Origin of the sequence: Alteribacillus bidgolensis, from assembly GCF_002886255.1 — a bacterium.
Classification (GTDB): domain Bacteria; phylum Bacillota; class Bacilli; order Bacillales; family Marinococcaceae; genus Alteribacillus; species Alteribacillus bidgolensis.
In genome coordinates this window covers 4,228,481-4,254,942 of record NZ_KZ614149.1, presented here as the reverse complement: position 1 = coordinate 4,254,942, position 26,462 = coordinate 4,228,481, and the positions used below count along the sequence as shown (strand labels likewise).

The 26,462-nt window shown below is 38.4% G+C and carries 27 protein-coding genes and 2 pseudogenes; 8 read left to right on the top strand and 21 right to left on the bottom strand.

What is annotated here, in order from left to right; translation table 11 throughout:
- Positions 1-11: 11 nt before the first annotated feature.
- The 11 genes from CEF16_RS20900 to CEF16_RS20850 all read right to left on the bottom strand — a co-directional run bounded on the left by CEF16_RS20900 (position 12) and on the right by CEF16_RS20850 (position 9,659).
- A complete protein-coding gene (locus CEF16_RS20900) occupies positions 12-209 on the bottom strand; it encodes a tautomerase family protein (protein ID WP_091585864.1) in 198 nt (65 codons plus the stop codon).
- Positions 210-225: 16 nt separating this feature from the next.
- Positions 226-1,008, bottom strand: coding sequence for a 2-keto-4-pentenoate hydratase (locus CEF16_RS20895; RefSeq protein ID WP_245918019.1), 783 nt, complete (start codon positions 1,006-1,008; stop codon positions 226-228).
- A 10-nt stretch (positions 1,009-1,018) separates the two neighbouring features.
- Positions 1,019-2,029: a 4-hydroxy-2-oxovalerate aldolase gene (gene dmpG / locus CEF16_RS20890; RefSeq protein WP_425428034.1), complete on the bottom strand. Its 1,011-nt coding sequence runs from the start codon at positions 2,027-2,029 to the stop codon at positions 1,019-1,021.
- Between the two features lie 40 nt (positions 2,030-2,069).
- Complete coding sequence (locus tag CEF16_RS20885) at positions 2,070-2,957, bottom strand: acetaldehyde dehydrogenase (acetylating) (RefSeq protein WP_091585860.1); 888 nt, start codon at positions 2,955-2,957, stop codon at positions 2,070-2,072.
- 17 nt (positions 2,958-2,974) lie between these two features.
- Positions 2,975-3,754, bottom strand: a complete 780-nt coding sequence (locus CEF16_RS20880; RefSeq protein WP_091585858.1) for a 2-keto-4-pentenoate hydratase — start codon at positions 3,752-3,754, stop codon at positions 2,975-2,977.
- A 20-nt stretch (positions 3,755-3,774) separates the two neighbouring features.
- Positions 3,775-5,244 carry an aldehyde dehydrogenase gene (locus CEF16_RS20875; RefSeq protein ID WP_091585856.1) on the bottom strand — a complete coding sequence of 490 codons (1,470 nt, stop codon included), beginning with the start codon at positions 5,242-5,244 and terminating at the stop codon, positions 3,775-3,777.
- Between the two features lie 43 nt (positions 5,245-5,287).
- Positions 5,288-5,749, bottom strand: coding sequence for a RidA family protein (locus CEF16_RS20870; RefSeq protein ID WP_091585854.1), 462 nt, complete (start codon positions 5,747-5,749; stop codon positions 5,288-5,290).
- Positions 5,697-6,758 carry an amidohydrolase family protein gene (locus CEF16_RS20865; RefSeq protein WP_091585852.1) on the bottom strand — a complete coding sequence of 354 codons (1,062 nt, stop codon included), beginning with the start codon at positions 6,756-6,758 and terminating at the stop codon, positions 5,697-5,699. The genes CEF16_RS20870 and CEF16_RS20865 overlap by 53 nt, the downstream gene beginning before the upstream one ends.
- Entirely contained in the window at positions 6,749-7,303 is a 555-nt protein-coding gene (locus tag CEF16_RS20860) for a 3-hydroxyanthranilate 3,4-dioxygenase (RefSeq protein ID WP_091585850.1), read from the bottom strand. Before CEF16_RS20860 ends, CEF16_RS20865 begins: the two co-directional genes overlap by 10 nt.
- 19 nt (positions 7,304-7,322) lie before the next feature.
- On the bottom strand, positions 7,323-8,075 hold the full coding sequence (locus CEF16_RS20855; RefSeq protein ID WP_091585848.1) for an IclR family transcriptional regulator: 753 nt from the start codon (positions 8,073-8,075) through the stop codon (positions 7,323-7,325).
- Positions 8,076-8,183: 108 nt separating this feature from the next.
- On the bottom strand, positions 8,184-9,659 hold the full coding sequence (locus tag CEF16_RS20850; RefSeq protein ID WP_091585846.1) for a 4-hydroxyphenylacetate 3-hydroxylase family protein: 1,476 nt from the start codon (positions 9,657-9,659) through the stop codon (positions 8,184-8,186).
- Positions 9,660-10,003: 344 nt separating this feature from the next.
- Here CEF16_RS20850 and CEF16_RS25460 point away from each other — a divergent pair.
- A pseudogene (locus CEF16_RS25460) lies at positions 10,004-10,281 on the top strand (hypothetical protein); the annotation flags it as partial.
- On the opposite strand, the gene CEF16_RS20840 reads toward CEF16_RS25460, so the two are convergent.
- On the bottom strand, positions 10,230-10,871 hold the full coding sequence (locus tag CEF16_RS20840; protein WP_170032248.1) for a cysteine hydrolase family protein: 642 nt from the start codon (positions 10,869-10,871) through the stop codon (positions 10,230-10,232). The pseudogene CEF16_RS25460 and the gene CEF16_RS20840 sit on opposite strands and share 52 nt — an antisense overlap.
- Positions 10,872-10,994: 123 nt before the next feature.
- The gene (locus CEF16_RS20835; protein ID WP_091585841.1) at positions 10,995-12,416 is read right to left on the bottom strand and encodes an MDR family MFS transporter; all 1,422 of its coding nucleotides are present in this window, start codon (positions 12,414-12,416) and stop codon (positions 10,995-10,997) included.
- 195 nt (positions 12,417-12,611) lie between these two features.
- Here CEF16_RS20835 and CEF16_RS20830 point away from each other — a divergent pair, with 195 nt between their 5' ends.
- On the top strand, positions 12,612-13,031 hold the full coding sequence (locus CEF16_RS20830) for a hypothetical protein (protein WP_091585839.1): 420 nt from the start codon (positions 12,612-12,614) through the stop codon (positions 13,029-13,031).
- Positions 13,032-13,101: 70 nt separating this feature from the next.
- Positions 13,102-13,356, top strand: a complete 255-nt coding sequence (locus CEF16_RS20825; protein WP_091585837.1) for a hypothetical protein — start codon at positions 13,102-13,104, stop codon at positions 13,354-13,356.
- A 110-nt stretch (positions 13,357-13,466) separates the two neighbouring features.
- Here CEF16_RS20825 and CEF16_RS20820 read toward each other — a convergent pair whose 3' ends face one another.
- From CEF16_RS20820 to CEF16_RS20810, 3 genes are all read right to left on the bottom strand, one after another.
- Entirely contained in the window at positions 13,467-13,760 is a 294-nt protein-coding gene (locus tag CEF16_RS20820) for a hypothetical protein (RefSeq protein WP_096241772.1), read from the bottom strand.
- 129 nt (positions 13,761-13,889) lie between these two features.
- Positions 13,890-14,657 (bottom strand): YheC/YheD family protein, encoded by a 768-nt coding sequence (locus tag CEF16_RS23980; protein WP_170032245.1) that lies wholly within the window; start codon positions 14,655-14,657, stop codon positions 13,890-13,892.
- 352 nt (positions 14,658-15,009) lie between these two features.
- A complete protein-coding gene (locus CEF16_RS20810) occupies positions 15,010-16,098 on the bottom strand; it encodes a YheC/YheD family protein (RefSeq protein ID WP_091585831.1) in 1,089 nt (362 codons plus the stop codon).
- Positions 16,099-16,589: 491 nt separating this feature from the next.
- Between CEF16_RS20810 and CEF16_RS20805 the strand changes: the two genes are divergently transcribed.
- Entirely contained in the window at positions 16,590-18,353 is a 1,764-nt protein-coding gene (locus tag CEF16_RS20805) for an alkaline phosphatase D family protein (RefSeq protein ID WP_091585829.1), read from the top strand.
- A gap of 146 nt (positions 18,354-18,499) precedes the next feature.
- Positions 18,500-19,045, top strand: coding sequence for a DUF3231 family protein (locus CEF16_RS20800; protein ID WP_091586247.1), 546 nt, complete (start codon positions 18,500-18,502; stop codon positions 19,043-19,045).
- Positions 19,046-19,207: 162 nt separating this feature from the next.
- On the opposite strand, the gene CEF16_RS20795 is transcribed toward CEF16_RS20800, so the two are convergent.
- A complete protein-coding gene (locus CEF16_RS20795; protein ID WP_091585828.1) occupies positions 19,208-19,975 on the bottom strand; it encodes a YheC/YheD family protein in 768 nt (255 codons plus the stop codon).
- Between the two features lie 295 nt (positions 19,976-20,270).
- Between CEF16_RS20795 and CEF16_RS20790 the strand changes: the two genes are divergently transcribed.
- The 3 genes from CEF16_RS20790 to CEF16_RS20780 all read left to right on the top strand — a co-directional run bounded on the left by CEF16_RS20790 (position 20,271) and on the right by CEF16_RS20780 (position 22,316).
- Positions 20,271-20,579, top strand: a complete 309-nt coding sequence (locus CEF16_RS20790) for a PadR family transcriptional regulator (RefSeq protein WP_091585826.1) — start codon at positions 20,271-20,273, stop codon at positions 20,577-20,579.
- A gap of 22 nt (positions 20,580-20,601) precedes the next feature.
- The gene (locus tag CEF16_RS20785; RefSeq protein WP_091585824.1) at positions 20,602-21,792 is read left to right on the top strand and encodes a chromate transporter; all 1,191 of its coding nucleotides are present in this window, start codon (positions 20,602-20,604) and stop codon (positions 21,790-21,792) included.
- A gap of 131 nt (positions 21,793-21,923) precedes the next feature.
- A complete protein-coding gene (locus CEF16_RS20780) occupies positions 21,924-22,316 on the top strand; it encodes a hypothetical protein (protein ID WP_091585822.1) in 393 nt (130 codons plus the stop codon).
- Positions 22,317-22,654: 338 nt separating this feature from the next.
- On the opposite strand, the gene CEF16_RS25530 is transcribed toward CEF16_RS20780, so the two are convergent.
- From CEF16_RS25530 to CEF16_RS20765, 4 genes and pseudogenes are all read right to left on the bottom strand, one after another.
- Positions 22,655-22,771, bottom strand: a complete 117-nt coding sequence (locus CEF16_RS25530; RefSeq protein ID WP_437438230.1) for a hypothetical protein — start codon at positions 22,769-22,771, stop codon at positions 22,655-22,657.
- Positions 22,772-23,168: 397 nt separating this feature from the next.
- Positions 23,169-23,480, bottom strand: a pseudogene (locus CEF16_RS25525) (EamA family transporter); the annotation flags it as partial.
- Between the two features lie 71 nt (positions 23,481-23,551).
- Complete coding sequence (locus tag CEF16_RS20770) at positions 23,552-24,466, bottom strand: proline dehydrogenase family protein (RefSeq protein ID WP_091585820.1); 915 nt, start codon at positions 24,464-24,466, stop codon at positions 23,552-23,554.
- A gap of 222 nt (positions 24,467-24,688) precedes the next feature.
- On the bottom strand, positions 24,689-26,311 hold the full coding sequence (locus CEF16_RS20765) for a gamma-glutamyltransferase family protein (protein WP_091585818.1): 1,623 nt from the start codon (positions 26,309-26,311) through the stop codon (positions 24,689-24,691).
- Between the last annotated feature and the right edge of the window lie 151 nt (positions 26,312-26,462).

Sequence of the window (26,462 nt, the reverse complement as noted above, 5' to 3'; positions counted from 1 at the left end):
TTTCTGCTGATTTAGTCAACAATTTTTTCTTCTCTTTTCGTCACCCCAGCTGTAGCCCAATTGTCTTCCGAAACTTCATGTAATAAAACTTTTATTTTTCCTCTTTCAGATTGAAGACTGGAACTAATAGCCTTTGTTACCTCTTCAATGAGTTTCTTCTTCTGGCTTCTATCCCTGCCTTCTAAAATATGAATATGAGCTATCGGCACAACCCTGCCTCCTGTTCTATTCCTTCACCTCTAAATCCAGTGAATCCAGCCCTTCATAATCCACATTTAACATGTCTCCTGCCCTTACACTCACTGCTTCCGTAATACCACCTACAAGAACCAGCATTCCAGGTTTTATGGTTAAATTATCCCTATTAATCATTTTCGTCAGCTCTACTACAGAATGCACTGGATGATTTAATACAGCATTTCCATATCCAGATTGGACTTTTTCCCCGTTTTTAAGCATAGTAACTTTTACTTTGTCCCAAGGGGTATATGCTGGAGAAAAGACTTGAGTGCCTAAGACAAATTTAGTGGAAGAAGCATTGTCTGCTACCACATCTGGCAAAGTGAATTTAAAATTTTCATAGCGGCTGTCAATTACTTCTAAAGCAAGATATACTCCTTCTGCAGCAGCCCATACATCTCTTGGTTTTACGTTACTTCCTTTGAGTTCCTTATTAATGAAAAAAGCAAACTCCGGCTCTACTTTGGGATGAATGAGGTTCTTGACGTGCAGGACAGGTTCATTTAATTCCATTGATTCTGTAAGTCTTCCATAAATAGGTTCTTCTACATTCATCGAAATTTGTTTCGCCTTACTCGTTAGTCCCATTTTCCACCCAATAAGAGGATCATTTCTCTCAATATTTTTTTGAATAGTTAGTCTTTGGATTTCATAAGCTTCTTCTACTGTTAATTCGGGATAGTCATTGGTAATTTTGCCCATTTTCATACCATTCTGCTGATGAAGATCTATTTTTTCTGCAATTTCTTTTAAATCCAACCCCTTCACCTCTGTTTTATTATGAAATTTTATACCCTGCAAGTTCACTCGCAACGTCGATGATCATGTCTTCTTGACCGCCCACTACTTTTCTATTTCCTAATTCTATTAATATATCTCTTGGATCCAAATGATATTTTTCTGCAGCACGATAAGCATGAAGCAGAAAACTAGAATAAACGCCTGCGTACCCTAAAACTAAACTCCCTTTTGTAATTTCTTGAGGCTCTGGTAAAATTGGAGCTACTAACTCCTCAGCTAAGTCCATCATTTTGTAAACATCAATCCCGGTTTGTATGTTCATCCGTTCTAGCACGGACACTAGTACTTCTGTTTGTGTATTTCCAGCACCGGCTCCTAGACACCGGACACTGCCATCAATTCTCGTTGCTCCTTCTTCTATTGCTGCTAAAGTATTTGCCATTGCTAAAGATAAGTTGTTGTGAGCATGAAATCCTACATTTACTGTTAGATTTTCCTTTAGAAGTTTAATTCTTGTTCTTACTTCATGAGGTAATAACGCTCCTGCAGAGTCTACAACATAAACAGTGTCGGCTCCATAGCTTTCCATAAGCTGAGCCTGTTCTAAGAGCTTTTCTGCCGGAACCATATGAGACATCATGAGAAAGCCAACTGTTTCCATGCCTAATTCTTTACCTAAAGAAATGTGTTGTTTACTAACATCTGCTTCTGTTACATGAGTTGCTACACGGACCATTTTAGCTCCCAGTTGATGTGCTTCTTTTAATTCTTTCACCGTTCCGATACCCGGTAATAGCAGGACAGATATAGCTGAATTTTTTGTCGAACCAACTGAGGCTTCAATCAGTTTCATCTCATCCGTTTTAGAAAACCCATATTGAATGGATGAGCCCCCTAATCCATCTCCATGAGAAACTTCAATAAAAGGGACATTAGCATCATCTAAAGCTTTAACCACCTGGGTTACTTGATCAACAGTAAAGCTGTGGCTGATTGCATGACTCCCATCGCGCAGAGCAACTTCAGTTACTACTGTTTCTTTATTTATCAATGAAATACTCCTTCCTCTTTCTCAACAATTTATATTATTATAAATTTTCTGAAAAACTTAATTGATGCTTTGCTAATTCTTCTCCTACTTTTACTGCAGAGGCCGTCATAATATCCAAATTACCAGCATAAGAAGGGAGATAGTCTGCAGCACCTTTTACCTCAATAAACACGGTGATTTGATCGCCATCAAATATTGGGTTTGTTCTCAAGGTATAGCCAGGGACATAATTTTGAACTTGTCGTACTCTCTTTTGAATAGCTTCAATTAATTCATCTTGACGTTCATTTGCCCCTGGAGCAATGCATTGGACGGTATCTCTCATAATAATGGGAGGATCTGCCGGATTAAGGATAATAATTGCTTTTCCTTTTTTCGCGCCGCCAACTTTTTCGATCCCTTGGGCAGTAGTATAGGTAAACTCATCAATATTTGCTCTTGTACCCGGCCCCGCACTTTCACTTGCAATAGTAGCAACAATTTCTGCATAGTCTACTTGGCAAACAGAATTAATAGCATGAACGATAGGAATTGTAGCTTGGCCTCCACACGTAATCATGTTAATATTCGATTTAGTTACGTGCTCTTCAAGATTAACGGTAGGCACAACGAATGGACCAATAGCAGCAGGAGTTAAATCGATTACTTGTTTTTGTATTTTTTCTAAAGATTGTGCATGATAATAATGAGCTTTGGCAGATGTAGCATCAAAAAGAATGTCTGCCAAATTCGACTCTTCTAAAAATCCATCAATCCCATTATCAAAAATAGAGTGACCGCGTTTCTTAGCATGACGCAGGCCGTCTGAATTTGGATCTATCCCTATCATAGCTGACATTTCTAAAAACTGAGAGCTTTCCACTTTCATCATAAGGTCTGTCCCGATATTCCCGGAACCTATAATCCCTGCTTTTAATTTTTTCATAGTGTAAAACGACTCCTTTATTTAAAACTCACTTCCACTTCTCCCAATACAGGAAAAGATGCCTTAAATGTATCTCTTGATGAAGCATCGACCGCCGCTGATAATGCTCCAGAAAGAATTACTTCTCCTGCTTTTAAAGTAATATCATACTCGAAAAGTTTATTTGCAAGCCAAGCTACACAATACGCGGGATCTTCAAGAGCTGCTGATCCTTTGCCTTTATTAACTTCTACACTATTTTTGTACAAGATCATTTCTTCATTTTTTAAGTCTATATCTTTTATATTCACTTTCTTGTCACCTAAAACAAATAAACCGGATGAGGCGTTATCAGCAATCGTATCTGCTAGTGTAATTTTCCAATCACTGATCCGGCTGTCTACTATTTCTAACGCTGGAACAATATAGTCTGTTGCTTTGAGTACATCTTCTGTTGTAACATCAGGTCCTCTCAACTCTTCTTTTAAAACAAACGCAATCTCTCCTTCTACCTTTGGCTGAAGAACCTTTTCTTTTGTTACTGATCCTTTATTTTCTACTTGCATGCTGTTTAGCAAATGACCGTAATCCGGTTCGCCTACTCCTAGAAGATCTTGCATTGCTTTTGACGTCAAGCCGATTTTTTTACCTACTATTTTGTCCCCGGCTGTTACTTTGTTTTGAATGTTAGTTAATTGAATTTGATATGCTTGTTTGATACCCAGTTCAGGATTTAATGAAGTTAACGGCTCGACCCCTTGACCGGTTTCTTCCGCTTCCGTTAAGTGCTCTGATAGTGGTATGACCTTTTCGTTCACTCTAGAGACCCTCCGTAATATCAAATTTTTATCGTAACGTTTGACAGTTCACTGTAGAATTCAAAGCTGTGAGCTCCGCCTTCTCTTCCAATACCGCTTTGCTTCATACCGCCAAATGGTGTTCTTAAGTCTCTTAAATACCAGGTATTAACCCAGATGATCCCAGCTTCAATTTGTTGTGCAACACGGTGGGCTCTTCTTAAGTTGTTTGTCCAAATAGTAGCCCCTAAACCGTAGTGGGTATCATTTGCCTGCTGGATTACTTCTTCTTCCTTCTTAAAAGGAACCACTGTAACGACTGGGCCAAAAATTTCTTCTCTAATACAACGGGAGTCCTTTGTTAAACCAGTAATAATGGTTGGATTAATATAGAATCCTTTTTCCATATGGGCCGGCCGGTCCCCGCCTGTAAGAATTTCTCCACCTTCTTCTTTGGCTATTTGAATATAGCTCATTACTTTTTCGTAATGTTCTTTACTTACGACAGAACCAACTTTAATGCCAGATTCAAAAGGATCTCCAACCTTCAATTTTTTCGTCGCTGTAGTGAATTTATCCAGAAATTCGTCAAACAGCTTTTCTTCTACATATATTCTAGACCCGCATAAACAAACTTCTCCTTGATTCATAAAGCTCGACTTTAATGTAGTTTCAATAACTTCATCTATATCAGAGTCAGCGAATATAATATTGGGATTCTTCCCGCCTAATTCAAAAGAAAGTTTTTTCAACGTTGGAGCAGCAGCTTTCATAATCGCCGTACCTGTTTTCGTTTCCCCTGTAAAAGTTACCGCATCGACATCGGGATGTTCTGTGATAGCCGCTCCTGCAGAGTCTACGCCAAACCCATGTACCAGGTTCACTACTCCATCAGGCACTCCTGCTTCCTTACAAATCTCTGCCAGTACAGTTGCTGTCATTGGTGTCCATTCTGCTGGTTTCATTACCGCTGTGTTTCCTGTAGCAAGGCACGGAGCTAATTTCCAAGTTAATAGAAGCAGCGGCAGGTTCCAAGGATTGATCATACCTACGACTCCTACTGGACGGCGGATCGAATAATGCAGTGCCTGCTGGTCTTGCTGGTATGCTTCTGTTCCCATAGAGGTTAAATAGTCCGCAAAGAAATAAAAGTTATGAGCTGCTCTTTTAATATCCATTTCGATTGCAATTTCATATGGTTTACCTGTGTCCAGCGATTCTAACACGGCCAGCTCTTCTATCCTCTCTGTAATCAAATCACCGATGCGCCGCAGTATATTCGATCGTTCCCTTGTGGTGATCGTTTTCCATTCTCCGTTTAATGCTTTTCTTGCTGCCTGCACTGCTAAATCAACTTCTTTCTTCCCCCCCTCCTCAACGGTTCCTAATACTTCTTCTGTGGCCGGATTAATATTGTTAAATGTTGTATCAGAGGAAACAAAGTTTCCGTCTATAAAATGAAGACAATTAATAGCCTCCACTTTCTTCTTAGGTATCTCTTCTACATGCACTATATTTGCCTCCCTTGTGCAACGCTCAGACTAAACCTGAACCTTACTCTTCAATTTCCACAATCATTTCGATTTCTACTGCTGTATTATTAGGCAGCTGCGCCATACCGACAGCAGAACGCGCATGTTTCCCCCGTTCACCGAATACTTCCACCAAAAGATCAGAAGCCCCATTCATTACTTTAGGCTGGCCGGTAAAGTCTTCTGTACTATTAACAAACCCTAGTATTTTAACTATCTTTTTTACTTTATCAAGCTCTCCTAGTTCTGCCTTTAAAACACTTACTAAATTAATCACGGATTGCCGAGAAGCTTGATAACCATCTTCTAATGTTAAATCTTTTCCAAGTTTCCCGTGATAATTGTCTACTCCTTGCCCTGATGTAAATATCAAATTACCAACTATACGATGACTGATATAGTTGCCCGCTGCAGGACGTACATCGCTCAGCTTAATTCCCAGGGCTTGGAGTTTTTGCTCGGGAGACGTTACTTGTGGACTCATTGATTATCTTTTTCTCCTTTACATTTAAAAATTGCAATGCATTCTCTCCTAACATGAACCTCTGTTGTTCAGCTGTTAAACCTCTCATTTCATCAATGATTTTTCCTGGAGATATTTCTCTTAATAAAAAGGGATAATCAGATCCCAACATAATTCTGTCGTGACCAAATCTATCAATTAGAAATTGCAGGTTTAAAGGATCATAGTTTAGGGAATCAAAATACAGATTATTTATATAATGGCTAGGCGGGTGACTGGTTAGGCGTAAATGCGGCCATACTTTCCATCCTTGATCCAGACGCGGAATAATATAAGGAAACGATCCTCCACCGTGAGAAAAACAAATTTTTAATTTAGGATACTTCTCAATAACCCCGCTCCATATCAGACTCGCAGCAGCCAAAGCAGTCTCGCTTGGCATTCCTACGGTGTACATAAAATTATGGCGTGGCGTTCTATCCCTTGCCATGGTTTCCCACGGGTGAATAAATAATGGAACCTCCCACTTTTCTGCCATTTCAAAAAAAGAAGTAAACTCTTTCGAATCCAAATTATTCCCGTTGACATTCGTTCCTATTTCAATTCCAGATAAGTTCAGTTCATGAATACAACGTTCCATTTCTTGAATCGCAAGGTCTGTATCCTGCATTGGTATAGTCCCAAATCCCAAAAAACGTTTCGGATAATTGTTTACAGTGTCTGCGATAAAATCATTTTGCAGCCGAGCCATTTCTAAAGCTTCTGCGGCTGGAGCCCAATACGAAAAGGTGACGGGGATAGGAGAGAGCACCTGCATGTCTACTCCCTCTCTATCCATGTCTTTGATTCGCTTATTAGGATCCCACACTTGATCTGTCACTTCTCTGAACACTTTGCCTCCTACCATAATGTTCGCGCCGCATGTACAAGTCTGATGAAGAAGAGGCCATCTGTCTTGACCATATTTTTCTGTGAAATTTGGAATATCCTGAGGAATGATGTGAGTATGAAAATCTATTCTCATTTCCATTCCTCAGCTTCCGGAGGCATTTTATGGCCGCAATTATTACATGTTCTTAATTCTTCACTTCCATTAAATTGTTCAATAGCACCCTTCACTTGCGTTTCAATATTGGAAAGTTGAACAGTTACCCGGTGCATTTCATGATCACACTCATCACAGAACCAAACGAAATCTTCTAATTCTCCTTTCCCTCTTTTTCGCTCAAGGACAATTCCGTAAGTATTCGCCGGGCGATGAGGGGAGTGCGGTACCATGGCCGGCAGCATAAATACTTCTCCTTCTCCTACAGTTACGACTTCTCTTTCTCCCTGTTCGTTAATGCATTCTACATAACAATTTCCTTTTACTTGATAAAAGAATTCATCAGAAGGGTCTACGTGGAAATCACGTCTTTTGTTAGGTCCGCCCAAAATCATTGCAATAAACTCAGAATCTTCCCACATCACTTTGTTGTTGACAGGTGGTTTAAGTAAATCTTTATTTTCCTCAATAGTTTTTATTAAGTTAAATGATCTTGCATTCAGTCCACTGTTTTCAGATTTTAAAGCCATTTTAATCTCTCCTTTTCATTTATTCTTCAAAAATATAGCCTAAGTCTTTTGAAATACTGTCTGCCACTTTTGTTACATGTTTGATCATGTTTTTCTTTTCGTGGCCCTGAATATAAGAGATGGGCCCTACCATGTTGAGTGCAGCAATATTTTTACCGCTATAAGATTTGATCGGAGCTGCGATGCCATGAACACCAAACTCATTTTCATTGTTGCTTACTGCAAAACCATTGTCCCTAACCTGATTAAGTTCTACTTGGAGCCCTTCCACTGTCTCAATCGTGTTTGGACCTCGTTTTAACAAATCATTTGTAGTAAACTTTTCCATCAATGACGGATTAGAGGACAATAAAATTTTTCCGGTACTAAAACAATAGGTCGGTTTTCTTTCTCCAATAAAGGTAGGAACTTGAAGAGCATCTCTTGCGGCCACTTTTAAAACAAAGATAAAATCTCCATTTTCATCCAGCATGCCGATATGCACGATGCCTTTGAATTTTCTTGTCAGTTCTTCAATCCTCGGAACTGCTTCGTTATAAATATCTTGTTGATACATAACCATATTGCCTAATTCAAGCAGCTTCCACCCTAATCTGTATCTGTTGGTACTATCTTTGATTAACATCCCTTCATTGCATAAAGACTGAACCAAACGGTATACTGTACTTGTACTCATATCTAGTTTCTTTGCAATATCCAGGTTTCTTAAAGCCGGTTCATCTTCCGTAAAACAATTGAGTATTTGTGCTACTTTACGTACGGATGAGATCACACCACCTTACCCCCTAGTCCCTTATAAGCTGTTATAAGTTAAACAACCTGATCATTGTGATATTGTTCATGATTTATTTTTTAACTGATCCAAACTAGAGATGTTCATTTAATTCATGGACACATTCTTCTCTGTTTCATTTTGCTCTAAAGCTCTGTCTACCATGGTGAATGAAGCCTTTTTCTTATAATTACTGTAGAACATTCCTAATTTTCTGACAGGGTCACCGGAATAATAACGTTCATATTGAACCAAACGCTGTCCGAAGGCTTCTCCTGATAAATCCCAAGCTAATTTAAACAAGCGAACTCTATCATATGCCTCAACACCTTCACGGCCTCCATAGTACTTAGCAATATCCCCGCTTAGTTCTGGATGTTCTAAATCGCAGCCTGTTGGTGATAAAAGCAGACCGCCGGCACCAATCGTTTGGATAATCTCGATCGCTCGAGGGTATGCTTTCGGTAAAATGCCGCGGATTGTTTCTAATGAAGTAAAGGATGGCACCGCTTCCCCATTCTCGTTAATGCTATATTCATTTTCCGCTGTGCGCAGCAAAGCTCTAATTGTTTCCACAGACTGTACCAACTCGCCCAATTGTGTTTGTACATTTAAGAAACCATCTACACCGATTGAATCTGCTACCCTAGAAGCAACTTGTTGAGCAAACCTAAGTTTTGTTAGTCCTCTTACACCGTTTTGGTGAGTATTTTGGCTCAATCCAGTTTGAGCGTATACTGTATTCCCTGCTTCCAAATTATTGTGGACAAATACACGATTCCAAGGTACAAGTACATCATTGAAAATAAGAACCGCATCCATTTCTTCAAATCTTGATGCTAATGGATGATCAAATACTGGACGTTTGCCATTCTGTGCCGGTTCTCGGCATACAATACGAAGTCCCGGTGTATCAATAGGAACGGCAAATGACAAAGTATACCTTTCATCTCCTGGTTTAAAGCCCGGGAATGGATATATAATAACCTCATCAGCTATTGGAGCAAAAGTTGCAAGCATTTTCGCTCCACGAACGATAATTCCTTCTGATGTTTCTTCGACAGCCCCTAAGTGTGTGAATTTATCTTTTTGTTCATGAGCCGCCTTACTTCGGTCATTTTGTGGATTGATAAGGGCGTGTGTTAGAAATAAATCATTATCACGGACATGTTTATAATAGTTCACAATATTTTCTGCCCAGCTTTGATTATACCTTTCAAAAAATTTTGCGTTACTAGCCATTGAAGTAACTGTTACGTTAAGAAAATCAGGTGATCTTCCCATCAGTCCAAAGGTTGCTTCTGCCCATGTTTCATACAAAGCTCTTCGTTTCATTAAATCTTCATAGCTTTTTGGTACGATGAAAGCATTAGAAACTCTTTCTCCTGTGTCTTCACAAATTCCAGTTATTTTATCTTTATAGTTAGGATCGTGCTGCATATCATAAAGTTTAGCTATTTCTTGAATCGGCTGTTTGAAATTTGGCTCATTTACCAAATCAGTAATCCTTCTACCTTCCAACCATACTTCTGGCTGTCTTGTTTTTAATCCATTAATATAATCCTGACCAGTTCTAATTGCCAATTAAATTCCTCCTTTAACTTCCATTTGTTCATTGTTTTTTTATATTTCCTGTTCTAGTACCTATAAATCTTCCGTAATACCTGTGACAAATTTCCCCTTTCGTTTTGCATTATTTTTTTCTCCCCCTTTAAATTTAAATATAGCTAAAGTATATTGGATAAAATTTTAGTACTCAATCAAAAAATTTCACTATATGCAATTTTCTGATATTTTTAATATTTTTTTTAAAAGACTCTCTACCTAAAATGAAGTCTCCGTATTTCTTGGTCTATATCACTAAACGAGAAGGTATTTTTGTTGGAAACTCATTTATCCCAGATAAGAAAGTTGAACCCTAATCTTGAAAAATTAAAGCTCATAGGGGAAAGCAGCGTATACCGGTTCGTGAATATTACCCTGGTGAAAAGTGTTTTGAATGGTATATTGCGAAGACCCATTTGGAAACCTAGTTGAAATTTACAGTCACAGCTATGAATTAACTTATTCTAAAGGTGCTAATGCAAAGGGAGCCGTCCAGATTTGGGGTGGCTCCCTTTTGTTAAATATCTTGTTATTATCATACAGCCCCCGTTATATGTTTTTCATTTCAACTAGCTCCGCTCCGGCTTGCTCCATTAAATAGAAAGAAAACAAGTTGACCGCTTCGGATGGATGGTCTTCGTGAGAAAATGTATCGACGAGGTTCACAGGAACAATAACTCGTTTTTCTTGTCCTTCTTTGGTAAAAAATGCAGTCATGCTTAGCACAAATTGCAGAATACAAATATCTGTGCAATCTCCTGCTACGATAAAGGTACCAATTTGCTTATTCTCTTTCAGCCACTCCTGAAACTGCTCTTCGAGAAAACTATTCGTGGACTTTTTCGGAATCCACACGTCTGTGCCTATTTCTTGCAGTTCTGGTACAAATGCAGACTCCTCTGTCTTTTCCAAACAATGTTCTGGGAAAATATGAAACTCTACCGAATTCTTTTCATGGGCATCTCCAAAACCGATAATCGGAATACCCATCGCTTTAGCCCCCTTCATCGTTTGGCGAATAGGCTCTATGAGATTCTCTATATTCTGATGATACAAAGTTCCTTGTTTCGCAAACCCGTTTACCATGTCAATGACAACAAGAGCGGTTGTTGCGGGATCAATGTCGTGTAATGTCTTTGCAGGATACTGCTTAGTCTCTCTTTTTTCTACCCACTTTTCAATCTTGTTCATAGAAACTGCCTCCATTCCTCATACTAATTATCGTTTTTTTATTATAGTGGAAGAAAGATTGTCTTGCTAGATTCAAAAAAATAAAGCACCCAATCGTATTGGATGCTGAAACTTGTAAACTTTTTAACCACTGTTTTGTCTCGCGTCCCATTCTTCATCAGTAGGAGGAGATGTTTTTCGAATAAAAAAGGATATGGCTAATGCGCCGAGAGACAAAATGAAAATGAGAAAAAATGCGATTTTCACACCTAAAATATCGGGATGTTCAACTCCCGCATGCGATTGTGCGACTTTCTCGGTTGTCGTCATGGTGGTAACAAGTACCGCTGTTCCGACAGAGGCTGCCATTTGGCGCATTGTATTCGTCATAGCAGCGCCATGCGGAATAAGCTTTGGCGGCATTTCATTCAGCCCTGCAGTGTTGACCGGCATCATTACCATTGAAAAACCGAACATCCGAACAGCATAAGCTACCATCAAATAAACAAGGCTTGTTGAATTATCCACAAGGACAAAAGCAAACGTAGAAACGGACATAATAATCAGCCCAGAAATACCCAAAAAACGAGCACCGATTTTGTCGAATATGCGGCCTGTAATCGGAGCCATAAGCCCTGCTAAAAGCGCGCCCGGAAATAAAACGAGGCCGGATTCCATCGCCGTGAAACCGCGCATATTCTGCATAAATAGCGGGATTAATGTCTCCAGGCCGATCAGACCCATAAAACCAACCATTCCGATAATCGTTGACATCGTAAAAATGCGCTGTTTAAATACGCGAAATTCAAGCATAGGATGCTGCATGCGTAATTGACGTCTAACAAAAAGGACAATTGCAGCCGAGCCGATTAAAAGTACGCTAATTGTCACCGGGCTCCCCCAGCCGTTGTTCCCGGCACTTGTAAACCCATAAAGAAGACCTCCAAAACCAAATGAAGATAACAGAATGGATCGAGGATCGACCTTCGGGTGTTTTAACTCCGTTACGTTTCTCATGATGAAATAAGCAATGATAATCATGATAAAGGATAAAGGTAAAATAAACCAGAACAAATAGCGCCATTCATACGTTTCGGTTACCCAGCCTGATAACGTTGGACCAATCGCTGGTGCAAATGAAATGACCAGACCGATGTATCCCATGGCTGTCCCACGTTTTTCAACCGGGAATATAAGCAAGAACACCGTTTGCATTAAAGGTATCATAACCCCTGCACCGGCAGACTGAATGATTCTGCCTAATATGAGCACTGGAAAATTAGTGGCAATTCCGCCGATCAAGGTTCCAACTGCAAACACACCCATTGCTGTAATAAACAGCTGCCTTGTTGTAAATCTTTCAATTAAAAAAGCTGTAATGGGTACCATGATGCCGTTTACGAGCATAAAGACCGTTGTCAGCCACTGACCAGTATTAGCAGAAATATTCATTTCTTCCATAATTGGCGGAATCGCAGTTATCATTAATGTCTGATTCAGTACCGCCACGAAAGATCCAGAAAGCAATAAAGCTGCGATTAATACTTTACTGTAACTTTGTGCCATAGGCAGGCCGCCTCTTTCTATGTAAAATCTTTCAAAATGTTTCGTGAAGCTAATAGAAAATTATACGCTTTCCAAGCTGAGGTGACAAACAAGAAGATTAAACATTTGAAAAAAAGGAAAGAAGGCTCAGAACGCCCCCCATAAATTTGTAACTATTTGCATATCCATTTGTCTATAACATCCGGAGGCGATGTTATGCATAAAACTATGATTCTCGTCGTTACGGTACTACTTTTCCTTACAGCAGCGGCTTGCGGTAAGGAAGACGAACAACATGCCGACCGGTATAAAGATGATCAAATGATTGGAAAGGTCGATGCTGTTAAAACGGAAGAAAACAGAATAACAGTTGATATTTCAGAGTGGGTAAAACGAGATGCCGGACCCGTTACAACGGATGAAGGCTACGGCATTTCTCCACAAGTCACCGATAAAACGGTTATAGAAGATGAAAACGGAAACAGCACGTCATTGAGTGAAATTAAAGAAGGACAAAAGGTTAATAAACCTGCCTGGAGGAGCAGGATTTTAAAGGGGAAGCAGAAGAAATCATTTATTAGATATGTCTTATTAGAAAAACTGCTTGCCGCCGAGTCCTTATGGCGGAAGTCATAGTTTTTCTTATACTTTGTTCCCCTAACAAAGTTAAACATACCTAAAGTATGAAGAAAAATACGCTGGCATCTTGTCCCATCTTGATGACAAGCTAAACATTGTCATCATGTATGAAGAAGGGGAACCACCTGCTTTTGATTTAGAAGATATTATTTCAGAAATAAGCGAAGACACCGTTGGAAGATCAACGCCTTATCCAGAAAATCATGTGGTAGATTACAAAGAAGAGTTAGGCATTGAAACATTTCCCGTTATCATGGTTTTTAATGATAAGGAGCTGTTATTTAAAGGGTATAATCCTGAGGAAATCATTCATTTTTTTTGAAGAGATATAGAAAAATGAAACAGCTTCTCCATGAGATTATGTTTTAACAGGATAAGCTGTTTATATTATTTATCTATTCTTTTTATACTCTATTATGCAGCACTTTCATTTCATTGTTTATACTCTTTTTCCATGATCAAGAGAGATAATATGAAAGCGATTGTCATTAAGGCTGTAAGCAGAAAAAGAACGGGAGAATCGACCGTAACTGCCATACCGGCTCCTGGTTGTCCGGCTTCAAAAAGAACCGCTTCATAAATGGCTAATTTTCTAGGACCGTTTCTTTCTACAAAATTCCCAAAGAAAGCGGCTGAAAAACCGGCAAGGGCCATCATAATCGTAAAGGCTGAAGTGATCACTGCCGTTGACCAGCCCATCGTATTACGAATCGTATTCGTGTACACGATTGTAGGCGTATGCTGCCCCAATGGAAAGGTGGATAGTTAGCGCCTTGAAACATCTGTTTCTCATTGTTTTCATGCTGTGTCCTCCTTTTCAGATCACCATGTTTTTCCGATTTCTTTAGAAAAATACTACGATAAAAATGAACACGCATAATCAATAGGTGTTGTAAATACTTTCTTCCACTCTCTATTTAAAAGTTTCCCATTTTTAATAGAGAAAGCAGGATAATCAGAGATATGGTTCACCTCAATTAAATAAGGAATCCCCTGTTTTGATACACCGATGTCAAAACCAAAATCAGCCATGTTTTTTTTATGGGAAGCAATGTGTTTTGCAAGCTTTATAGCAAACGTCTTAATTTTTTTTTCTATTTTTTCAAGGGTAAGCGATGGGTGACTTTTTAAAATTTGCTGCAAAGTATATGCAGTTGCCCCTTGCCCCATATTCGTCAGAAACTGACCATCTTTTGCAACTTTGACAAAAATAGCGGAAACCTGCCATTTTCTTAATTGATTCTTTTGCACAGAGACCCTTAAATCGAAAGGCTTTCCGTGGTAGGCAGCGAGATCTATGGTTTCTTGAACTAAATGGGGTTTCTTTATTCTATTTAATAATAGTTTTGGCAGTTTATTTTTAAAATACTTTTTTTTCCATTTATTATTGTTTTTATAATATAAACACCACTTTCCGCTAGCCTTCTGTTGTATTTTCATAATTCCTCGCCCTACTTCACCTCGGTTAGGCTTTATCATCAAGCTTTTATACTTTTTAAGCATTTCTCTTACGGTTCTTTTATTAGCCATTTTAGTATCGGGCTGATGTTTGGCAAGGAACTTATTTAATTTAACTATTTTCCACATATTATATTTATGATTGTTTTTATAAAAATTAAACAATATTTTTCCTTCGCCCCTAAGAGATTGGAGCAGCGGCAGATCATGGCGGGAATGGCCAATACGTTTGTAGATAACCGGTGGAATCGGTACTTTTCGTAACTTATATCCTTGATTTGCTTTTACAAAACCTTTTATTACCTTTTTACCCCGCTTTAAATCATGTATTCGAAAAAAGCAAAGGGAACTATTATGCTTCATGGCAGCTTTTTCATATAACGATACCATTTTCTTTATATCTGGATCAGGTTTTTTTGAAAGCTTTTCATATTTTTCACTAGGAAGAATAATTCCTATTCTTCTGCTATTTTTCATTTTCATTCCCTTCCTCTCTATATAATCTTTGTAAGAAACGTTACAATAAACTAATCCCGTACTTAAAAATATCCACGTAAGATTGTTTAACACGTTCAGCCCCATATGTCTTATAAAGCGTGCGTTTTCCGCTGCATAGGTTACATTCAATTATCCATAATTTACCATTTTTATCTAATCCTAAATCTATCCCCATTTCACCTATGGGACCGTATTTTGATTCTATCTCTCGATACGTTTTTAACGTTAATTGTTTAATTTGTCTTAATAAGCTGTTGATCTCCTTTTTGGAATACTTTAATGTGCGGCGAAAGTATTTTTTTAGTTTATGCTTACCAGATTTTCTTGTCGTAAAGTTACCCTTTTTACTTTTTCTTATACAATATCCAGCCACTTTAATATCTCCAGCTTCGTTTCTATTTAATTCCGTTCTTAAATCAATATCATATTTATTATATTCTAATAATGGAATTGTTTTTTGTATTATTATTGTTTTGTTTTTGAAAAATCTTTTCATTTTTTTCAGCAGCTGCGTTTTACTAACAATCCCTTTTTTGAATGTAGAAATGTGATATTTATAACTATATTTTCCATTTTTTCTTTTGGTGATTTTCATAATGTTTTTGCTTTGAAAACCAAATGCTGCTTTCACGTAGACACTTCCATGCCGATCGATAAACGTAAAGAGCTCCTTCTTTTTGTTTAATGAAATATGTTTAGTATCTGGAAGGTGTGCACTGAGTTGTGGATTACTTTGCAACACGTTGAAATGCTCCCATTTATCGAAACTTTTAAATTTATTCAGTACTTTTGTGTTCTGCTTTTTAAAAAAGGCAGAAACGGTAGTTTGATAAAATTGTCCTCCCATTCTCAAGAGAACGTGGGGCAGGGAGAAATATTTTTGTTTCCATTTCTTTTCTTTTTCATGAAAGTATGTCCCTAATATTCGTTTGTCTTTCCTATTTACATCTTTAGCACCAAAGAAGTAGAGTTTTGAACGAACTTCCAAACCAGCTTTATGGATAAGTTTTGGGCGAAAGGAAGCCTTTTGCCTCTTTAACTTATTTATAACACTGCGTCTGCACAATATTCCAATGATTGGTCTGCTAGAATCTGACTCACTTAACATTTATGTCCTCCTCTCCATTAGTAGATTTATCATATTTAATATATGTTCTAATCATTCTAGCAACACGGTATTTATAAGTGAAATTTTAGAAAAACTCGGTTTGCCACCAAGTACAAATTGCCGAATCCGTAGTTTTGTTTATACTTTTATCCTTTAACAAAGTTAAACATTTCTAAAGTTTAAAAAAGACAGGTTATGAGGACCGCCTAAGAAGAGAAATATTATGTTTTCGTTTAGGAAGTGTAAAACCAAAAAGAAATTTGGCCTAATCATATCAATCTATTAATTTATATACATGTTGTTTCTTCCGACTATAAAAAACATTTTTTTACATTTACAAAATCATTCCCTATCTCCATTTTCCTAATTTTAAAAATTCTCCTTTCCTCCTAACATTTTTTTTCGTTTTACATTCCTTAACAGCCTATTAACAAATACATCCTATACTAAGAGTCGGTTCCGAACATTAGATTCTGAAAGGGGTAAGAAGTATGTCAAAAGAAAATTCCATTGAAGAATTAATTCAGCGGCTCAATGAGAAAACCTTGCGGGAAGGTGTTGACCGGCGCGGATTCATTCAAGGAGCTGGAAAAATTGCTAGTATTTCTTTGGCGATGGTAATTGCTCAATCGATGGGTGGAGTGAATGTTCAAGCAGAAACGGAAGCTAATGTTAAATTTGAAGATTATCCATTTTCTTTGGGAGTGGCTTCCGGGGATCCGCTTGCTGATAGTATCGTTTTGTGGACTAGAGTCGCCCCCGATCCACTCAACGGCGGCGGAGCCCCTGATCGAAACGTTCCTGTTCAATGGGAATTAGCAAAAGATGAGAACTTTCGCAATGTCGTAAAACGTGGAACAGAAACAGCGAGCCCTGCTTTAGCTCATTCTGTTCATGTGGAAGTAGAAGGACTTTCGGCTGATACGGTTTATTTTTACCGTTTCAAAACAGGAAATGAATATAGTCCAGTTGGAAAAACAAAAACATTACCTGAAAGCCGTTCCCATGTATCTAGTCTTACATTTGCTTTTGCTTCCTGTCAGCAATATGAACACGGCTACTATACCGCTTATAAACATATGGCAAAAGAAGATCTCGATCTTGTCTTCCATCTTGGAGACTACATTTATGAATATGGACCAAATGAATACGTATCTGGCACGGGTAATGTTCGAAGCCACAGCGGACCAGAAATAATGACGCTTGAAGATTACCGCAACCGTCATGCCCAATATCGATCCGATCAAGATCTGCAATCTGCTCATGCTGCATTTCCATGGGTCGTCACCTGGGATGATCATGAAGTAGAAAACAACTATGCAGATAGCATTCCTGAAAATGATCAGTCTGTTGAAGAATTTGTAAAACGACGTATTGCTGCTTACCAGGCGTATTATGAACATATGCCGCTGCGTAAATCCTCTATGCCAGAAGAAAGCGATATGCAGTTATACCGCAGCTTCTCTTATGGAGATCTAGCTGATTTCTTTGTATTGGATACCCGCCAGTACCGTTCAGACCAGGCCAATGGAGATACAAGTTCTCCTCAATCATCGGAATCCCTGGATCCGTCTCGCACCCTTCTAGGAGATAAACAAGAAGAGTGGCTGCTCAACCATCTCGACAATGCAGCATCGAATTGGAACGTTTTGGCTCAGCAAATATTCTTTGCAAAACGTAACTATGGCCCAAGTTCGGACGAGCCATTGTTCAGCATGGACAGCTGGGACGGGTACACGCCTGCCCGAAATAGATTGACTGACTTTGTAAACAATAAAGACATTAATAATTTTATCGTTTTAACTGGCGATGTGCATGCTAACTGGGCCTCCAATCTAATTGAAGATTTTGATGATCCAGATTCCAGCATCTTTGGAGCAGAATTTGTAGGAACTTCCATCACCTCTGGTGGTAATGGAGCAGATAAACGTGCTGATACCGATCGAATTCTGGAACAAAACGAACATATAAAATTCTTTAATGATTACCGCGGTTACGTTCGCTGCCATGTTACTTCAGATCAATGGAGGACCGATTACCGTGTCCTTCCCTTTGTGTCCAATAAAGGGGCAGATATTTCTACAAGAGCCTCTTTCGTATATGAGAAAAATCAAGAAGGCTTAAAAGAAATCGATACCGCTGCGGTACCTCAAGGAAAATCAGTATCTGATGAAGTGGAAGAAGACCGCCATAGAGCTCACCGCAGAGCCCATGAAAAACAAAAGCAGAAAAAGAAAGAAAAAAAGCCAAATTAAGGCATCAGCAAAGGAGGTTCTCCATTTTGAGAAAACCTCCTTTTTTATTACAAAAAAATTTTAAGAGAAGGATAAGAAACAGGTTAAGTGTACATGTTTTTTATTATGTTTTTTTGGAAATGACTAGAAAGCGGGAGGTGAAAAACGTGCCTAATCCTTTCGAAGCGGTTTGGAATACGTTGAAAACTGTAGTTGACCAAGAGCCTAAAGCTCCATTACATGTTGGTGAAGTAATGAGCATTTGGACATACCTAACTGTTATTAATGAATCAATAAATTATGAAGAAATAGGACTCAATACAACTTCAGACAATGACGTAAAAGATTTATTAGTGGATGCCCAAAAATTATGTAAAAGCCAATCGGAAAGGTTATCAAAGTTTTTGGAAAAAGAGGGGGTTTCCTTGCCGCCCCGCGAACAGAAAAAACCGGTATCAGATCCAAATGACATTCCATTAGGTGTCAAACTAACAGATGAAGAGATTGCAAACGGGGTATCTTTAAAAATTGCCACCGCCGCAACCGAGTGTGCCCTGGCTAATAGTCAGAGCATTAGAACAGATGTAGGGATGATTTGGACAGAGCTGTATACAGAAATGTTAGTTTTTGGGACTAATACGAAAGTATTACTTCGAAAAAGAGGCTGGTTAAAAGTTCCTCCATATTACTATCCTCCAGGCATGCCAAAATAGGGAAGCGTCCTTAACCAGGACTCTCCCTTTAGATAATTTTGAAATTCATACATTCCGAATTCTTTACCATATCTTTTACTTCAAGGTTTTTTTTCCCCATTTAAAAAGAATCGAGATTTCTTACTTGCTGCTAGATCTCGATTATAATTTTTCACTTTGTTTTTATTCTTGCGCTTTACGGTAATTTCTCGCGTATTTACGCATTCGTTTATACATGGAGGGAGCCACTTTTTTTAACATACGATATTGTGGTCTAGAGTTAATTTCCAAAATCCATAAATTACCTTTATTATCATAAGCGAAATCAATACCCAAGACATGGATGTTTGGTTTCTTGGAACTTAAAAACTTTGCCGTATTTAATGCAGTTCTTTTCAATTCTTTATATCGTTTTTTTCGTTCTGATCGGCGAAGACCCAACTTTTTGAACAGATCTCCCATCAAATAGATCTTCCCGCCGCGACTGAGATTGGTAACAATTTTATTCTTCTTCCCTACTCTGCTGTTCATTCCTGTAAATACCCACTTACTATTAGGTTTCTTTTGAACAAGCGCTCTAATATCGTAAGGACGGCCCTTTACTTGATCTAGTGAAATACCTTGCTGAATGATTCTCTTTTTCTTCTTTTTAGACTTGTTTTCAATATATTGATAAAGACGAAGGAGTTTCTTAAACGTTTTTGTCCCCTTTGTTGAACGACACTCATATTTATTTTTTAATCTTTTAATCCGATAAATACCCCTGCCTTTTGAACTCTTTTGAGGTTTAATATAAACGGTTGGATATTTCTTAGTCATTTCTATTACATTTTTATAGGTGAATTTTTTTGTAATAGGAAGGTGCTTTTTTAAAGTTGGCGCTTTATATAACGTTTTATACATTCCTAGTTTCCCGCCAAAAAGAAATGGGCTTTGATAATATTTTCCCATAGTTATCACCTCAAGCTATCATATGTTAATCATAGCTTGATAGATTACACTACTATACTATATAAGTTATAATGTGCGATCTTGCTGCTTTTTCAGCCTCAAACGGTAAATCAATAGCTTTCATCATTATCCTTTCCATATCTAAGTTTTATTCCCTGTCTTTATAATATTAAGGTATTGTAAATTTTCAGGTAAAATAATTGGACTTCAAAATGAAATGTGCTAGTCTCTAAATATCGAAAACCAATATCGAAATTCTATATTGGCTTTCAATAAAAAAGGAGTGATGATTAGATTGGAAGATAGAATACTACGAAAGTTGTTCTTAGGCTTTATACAAATACATATTCTTCACCATGCGAAAGAACATCCTATTTATGGTACGTGGATGCATGAAGAGCTAAAAGAACATGGATATGAAATTAGTGCAGGAACTTTATATCCAATCCTTCACAACATGGAGTCAGATGGTCTATTACAAAAAGAAGAACGAAACGTGGAAGGAAAAATAAGAAAATATTATACAGCAACTGCGAAAGGTGAAGAGATTTTGGGACAGGCCCGGGCGCAAGCCTATGAATTATTCAAAGAAATTAAAGACTGAGAACAATGAGGTGATTGATTCTATGAATGAAAAGAAAGAAAACAAACTGAAAACGCTGCTAGAAATCCTAATCATATCTACCAGACTTGGACTTACTTCATTTGGTGGACCGATTGCACATTTAGGTTACTTTCATGAAGAATACATAAGAAGACGTAAATGGATGGATGAAAAAAGTTATGCTGACCTGGTTGCTCTGTGTCAATTTCTACCGGGGCCTGCAAGCAGTCAAGTTGGAATAGGTATCGGGGTGATGCGTGCTGGTGTCTTAGGTGGAATTTTAGCCTTTATAGGATTTACATTCCCCTCTGTTATCGCTTTAGTTATTTTTGCACTCATACTACAAGGAATGGATGTCAATACACTCGGCTGGATTCAAGGGTTAAAGATTGTTGCTGTTGCTGTCGTTCTCCACGCCATAGTTAACATGGCAAAAAAGCTCACCCCTGATGTACAGCGAAAAACGATTGCATTATTTGCTCTTATAGTCACTTTATTATGGCAAACAGCTTTTACACAAGTTGGCGTGATCTTAATGTCAGCATTGATTGGTTATGTGCTTTTTAAACATCAGGAGCTCGATGGAAATACACATTTTAACTTTCCGATTTCTAAACGTTTTGGCTCGACTTGTTTAGTGATATTTTTTAGTTTATTAATCATTCTTCCCTTCCTTCGTGAGATCACTTCATTAAATTGGGTGGCTATGTTCGATAGCTTTTACCGTTCTGGATCCCTCGTGTTTGGCGGCGGACATGTTGTTTTACCCTTGCTTGAACGTGAATTTGTGCCTACTGGCTGGTTAAGTGAAGAATCATTCCTTGCTGGTTACGGGGCAGCACAAGCGATACCCGGGCCGCTATTTACTTTTGCTGCCTATTTAGGAGCTGTGATCAATGGGTGGCAAGGTGGATTATTAGCTACAGCTGCCATCTTTTTGCCCGCTTTTCTGCTAATCCTGGGCACCTTGCCTTTTTGGGATGCTTTACGCAGCCATCCGAAAATTAAAGGTGCATTAATGGGGGTAAATGCTGGTGTTGTCGGAATTTTAATATCGGCTTTTTATCACCCTATATGGACCAGCTCGATATTAGACCCGATCGATTTTGCGTTTGCAGCCGTACTGTATAGTATGCTTGCTTTTTGGAAACTGCCTCCTTGGATTGTAGTTGTAACAGGGGCTCTTGGCGGAGCACTTATTCATTTGTTATAGTTCACATGTAAAGCTATAGTCTTTTTATTACACTAGAACCTATATCATCAACTCCTGCCTCTACTTGACTATGAGGTGGGAGTTTTTTAGTTCATAAGCCGCCAAAGATTCCATGATATACGTTTGGCGGCATGGAATTTACCTTTTTATCAGCGTTTCTTCTGGAAATTGCACTATTGCCATTCTGGAGATCTTTTATTACAGTAAATACAGCTGTGATATTAGCTCTCTTAATAAAAATAACAATGAAAATAGAGTTATGTTTGATGCATTGGGGATACTTTCACCCATTTGGTTTGTTTTTCTTTATCGTACTTGCAGCTTTGTTCATTGCTAACATTACCATATGGACACGAAGAGATCGAATGTGTTATCAAAAAAGCGATATTGCAATAACTACATTAGATAACCGCCTCGCCAAAAGCGAAAATACCATTGACGAATATAATGATATAAAAGAAGCCATAAAAGGTTACGCCCAAGAGTGCGAGATTTCAATTACCAAAGGAAATCATCTTTGTTGATCATACACCCTACACGCCATTGGGATAATAAACAGCTTCACTAACGATTCGCACAGGACTGGTGCCCCGACATTGATAAATGGGTTCTCTTGTTTCAGCTCTTCTCCATTTTTTTCAGCTTTTCTGATTGAAAGGTGAATATTTACATTTAGTTAAATGGGAGAATTTAGAAGATCATACAGTGGGTTTTAGACAAGATCTTTCGTAAGGATACCGTTTTTATATTCTTAATAAGGCGCCATTGTAGAGTTAATGATAATCGCTAACCTTTTATACAATTACAAACCAATCATTCATTAAGTATCGGAAAACTATTTGTACCTTAAATCCTTTATCCCTTATACTGGAACATTCTTTTTTCTTTCTGTTTTAGAGTCAATGGACGTCAAGTATATAGCTGATAACACGAACATCATCCCTATGATATGAAACCATGTTAGCGGTTCCTCTAATATAATGGATGAGAATAATACGGCACTTACAGGCGATTCCCTGATACATCAGGACAAATGCTATAACTGTAACTACTGCTCCGAAATATAAGATAATCCCCCAATCAAAGATGGATACATTTGTTAACAGAACCGTTGCAGCTTCATATACAGCAGGAGGCAGAAAAAAAATAACTCCACATACACTAACTATTGTAGATATAGTAAGTGGTGTGACTCTTATGGATATCGATTTGCCTAAGATAATAAACAATGCTTCTCCTATAACGGCCCCCATGATCAACATGTTTCCTATTAATGGTGCTTCGCCACGTTCCACATGAGAAAATGTCCCCGTAATGTTAATAACCAAAGTCCCAATAACCGCCAAAAATATACCGATTGCTTTACTTCTGGTCGGCTTTTCCCGTAGTATAAAAAAGGCAATGCCGGCAACAGCTGCCGGAAGCGTACTGGTGATTATTCCACTTTCCAATGCGGTTGTATATTGGAGACCGTACAGCATACATATACTAAATAAAAAAACACCGCAAAGCGCCTGCAGAAAGAGAAGACATATATCTTCTTTATTCAAGGAAGGGATTCCTTCCCATTTGATCAGCAATGGGACCAGAATAAGTGCGGCGATCAAAAACCTCAGTTCTGAAGCTAAAAACACAGGAACACTTTCAACAAGTATTTTACCAGCCACAACAGAACTACCGACAATCATCATAGCCAATGTGATTTTCATAGAAGCTCTAATACTTTCACTCAATGGATCACCCCGTATCTCCTTACTGTTTAATACGTATTCCTTTCAAATTCACCTGGATGGACCATATCAGAGATCATGGTATACACATTCGGTGGATATTCTGCTATTCGATGACATAAATACAGATACCATTCAGAACCATATGTTAAATAAACCTTCGTTTGAGCGCCTTTTTCTTTTAAAGACCGTAGAAGATCGGGGCGAATTCCATAAAGCATTTCGATTTCTACATTGGCCTGGTTGAAAAACTCCTTTTGAACCACATTATCCAGCACTGTTTCGTCATGGCTGGCAATAGAAAGGGAATGCCTGGCATCTACGATAGTGTTTATAAAATGCAGGTATCGTTCAGTTAACGCTTTAGAGCGAGGCATGGCAATATCGGGATCTTCCTGGTATGCTCCTTTTACCAGGCGGATTTTCCCAGGATAGTTCAGTAGTTTTTGAATATCTTCTTGGGAACGATATAGATGAGCTTGAATTGTTATACCGACATTCGGGTATTCCATCGTTGTTTTTTTATACATATCAAGGATTTGATCGGTTTTCTCTGATTCCTCCATGCTGATTATAACGGTATGTCCATATTTTTTTGCTTCCCCTGCTATTTGGTGTAAATGGTTTAACGCCAAATCGGAATCAATTGATAATCCGATATGAGACAGATCGAGCGATATCGTTGCATCCCTTTGATGTTCACTCAAGTCCTTGATTAATGCCAGAAATTCTTGTTTTGCTTCTTTACAGCCTTGCACCGTTTGAGTATTTTCGCCGATGTACTCCAATGAAATTCGGTAACCCTTCTTACTTAACACTTTTGCTTTATTGACCCCTTCTTCTCTTGTTTCTCCGGCGATAAACCGCTTCGCTGCTCTTAAAAATAACGGATATAAATCACGAGATTGCTGAATGTATGTTTTTATTTGTTCGTTTCGAGCAATCGATTTTAGGGCATCAGCGGCTTTTAAGGCTTAGCAGTATAAACCTTATGTGAACATCGATAAATGGTTAGAGGCCGGATCAAGGGACTCTGTGGGTTGATCAGCAGTTATTACATCAGGCATCTCAGTTAATCATCCCCACCACCAATCGTATTTTTGTATCTTTATATAAAAGGAAGGGCTGCAAACATGCAGCCCCATCGATTTTAGACAATCCATCATTTATTCTTCCTCTTTATTACTCGAGTCCCAGGAACCGCCTCGACGTTCATCTGCAATTCCATTTACAGTACCTTCATCTGCATCTACTTCCAAGGCTTGAATACCGCCAAAAAACATGGTGTGATGATTGACTCTTATACCATAGCCACGCTCTTCCATATCTTCTAGCACTTCTTCAGAAAAACCAGGTTCTGCATAGAATGTTCCATCCCGTCCATAAAAACGCAAGGCCTCTACTGCTTCTTCTAGTGATTCGTCAAAATAAAAATGTCTCGTTAACACTTGCGCCATAACACTTGGAATTCGTCCGCCACCTGGAGTTCCTATACCTATGGTTCTATCCTCATTCATAAAAATACTCGGTGCAGTGGAGCTTCTGGATCGTTTACCTGGTTTGTAGCTATTTGGTGAATTACTTAGTTTACTAAAGTATTTATCGGCATTATTTATAAAGTAGCCATCTACATATTCTCCAGTTCCGAAAAAGTTACTCAATGTATTTGTTGCTGATACCATCATTCCATCTTTGTCTACAACGACAAAATGAGTCGTATCCGTATGGTCGTCACCTGCATTTTCATCATCAGCTGCTGTTTCTGTGGATGGCTCATCAGGTGATATTTCATCAGCTAATTCTTCAATATACTCATCACTTACGAGCTCTTCCTCGTCTATTTCCTTGCTTGATGGATCGCCGATCTTATTTATTTTGTCATTGTTTGTAACCCTTGATATTTCAGACATGACATGAGCAAATTCACTTTCATTATCTTTGGTTTCTTCAATATCCATATATTCAGCTAACTTTAACGATTGGACGAACGGTACGCCTGAAAGAGGAGGGCTGGCAGAATAAATGGTTCCCTCATTCAGTTCACCCTTCACAGGTACTGGTTCTGTAACCTCATAGTCTTCTAGGTCTGACTCCTTTACATTGGGAACAGCTTCTGCAAAATTTTCACCAATTTCCCCTTCGTAAAAAGCACTTGGTCCATCATCTCGGATTTTTGTTAACGTTTCAGCTAAATCTGATTGTTTTAGGGTTTCTCCAGCTTCGATAGGCTCTCCATTCGGATATAAATGGGACAAGTCATCAACAGAAAGCCTCGATTTTGCTCCATCCAGGCGTTCAGCTAAAACTGGATCCACTTCAAAACCATCTTCTGCCAGCTCAATAGCAGGGGAGATTAATTCCTCAAAAGATTTAGCACCATGTTCCTTATGTATGGTGTCCATCCCCTTCACAAAGCCTGGAACTCCTGTAACATCACCATCCCAATCTTCTTTAGAAGGGGCAGCTACTTTATAGTCATAAACCATAGGCTCTTCCTTATCAGGCGGTAAAAGTAATGCTTGTCCTCCTCCGCCAATTCCAGAACCGAACGGCTCAACAACATTGAGTGCATATGAAACAGCAACTGCTGCATCAGCAGCATTTCCTCCGTTTTCAAGTACCTCCATCCCCACTTCCACCGCAAGAGGATGAGAAGCAGTTACTCCGTAATTGTCCGAAGAAGTTTCGGAACTTACCTCAGATTCATTATTTTCTTCCTCTGGTTGAGCGGCTTCCCCGGAAGAAAAAAGATTCAATAATAAACTTAATGACATCATAATTTTAAACAAAACTAATCACCACCGTTTTACAAATTTCGACATCAATGATCATCCTACCATAGAAAAAATACAATAAAGTGTTATTTACAAAAAATTAATCAAAAGTCATGTTTGTAATAAATTTTTACAGAAGGTATTTTGAATAAAAAAATCTGTTAAA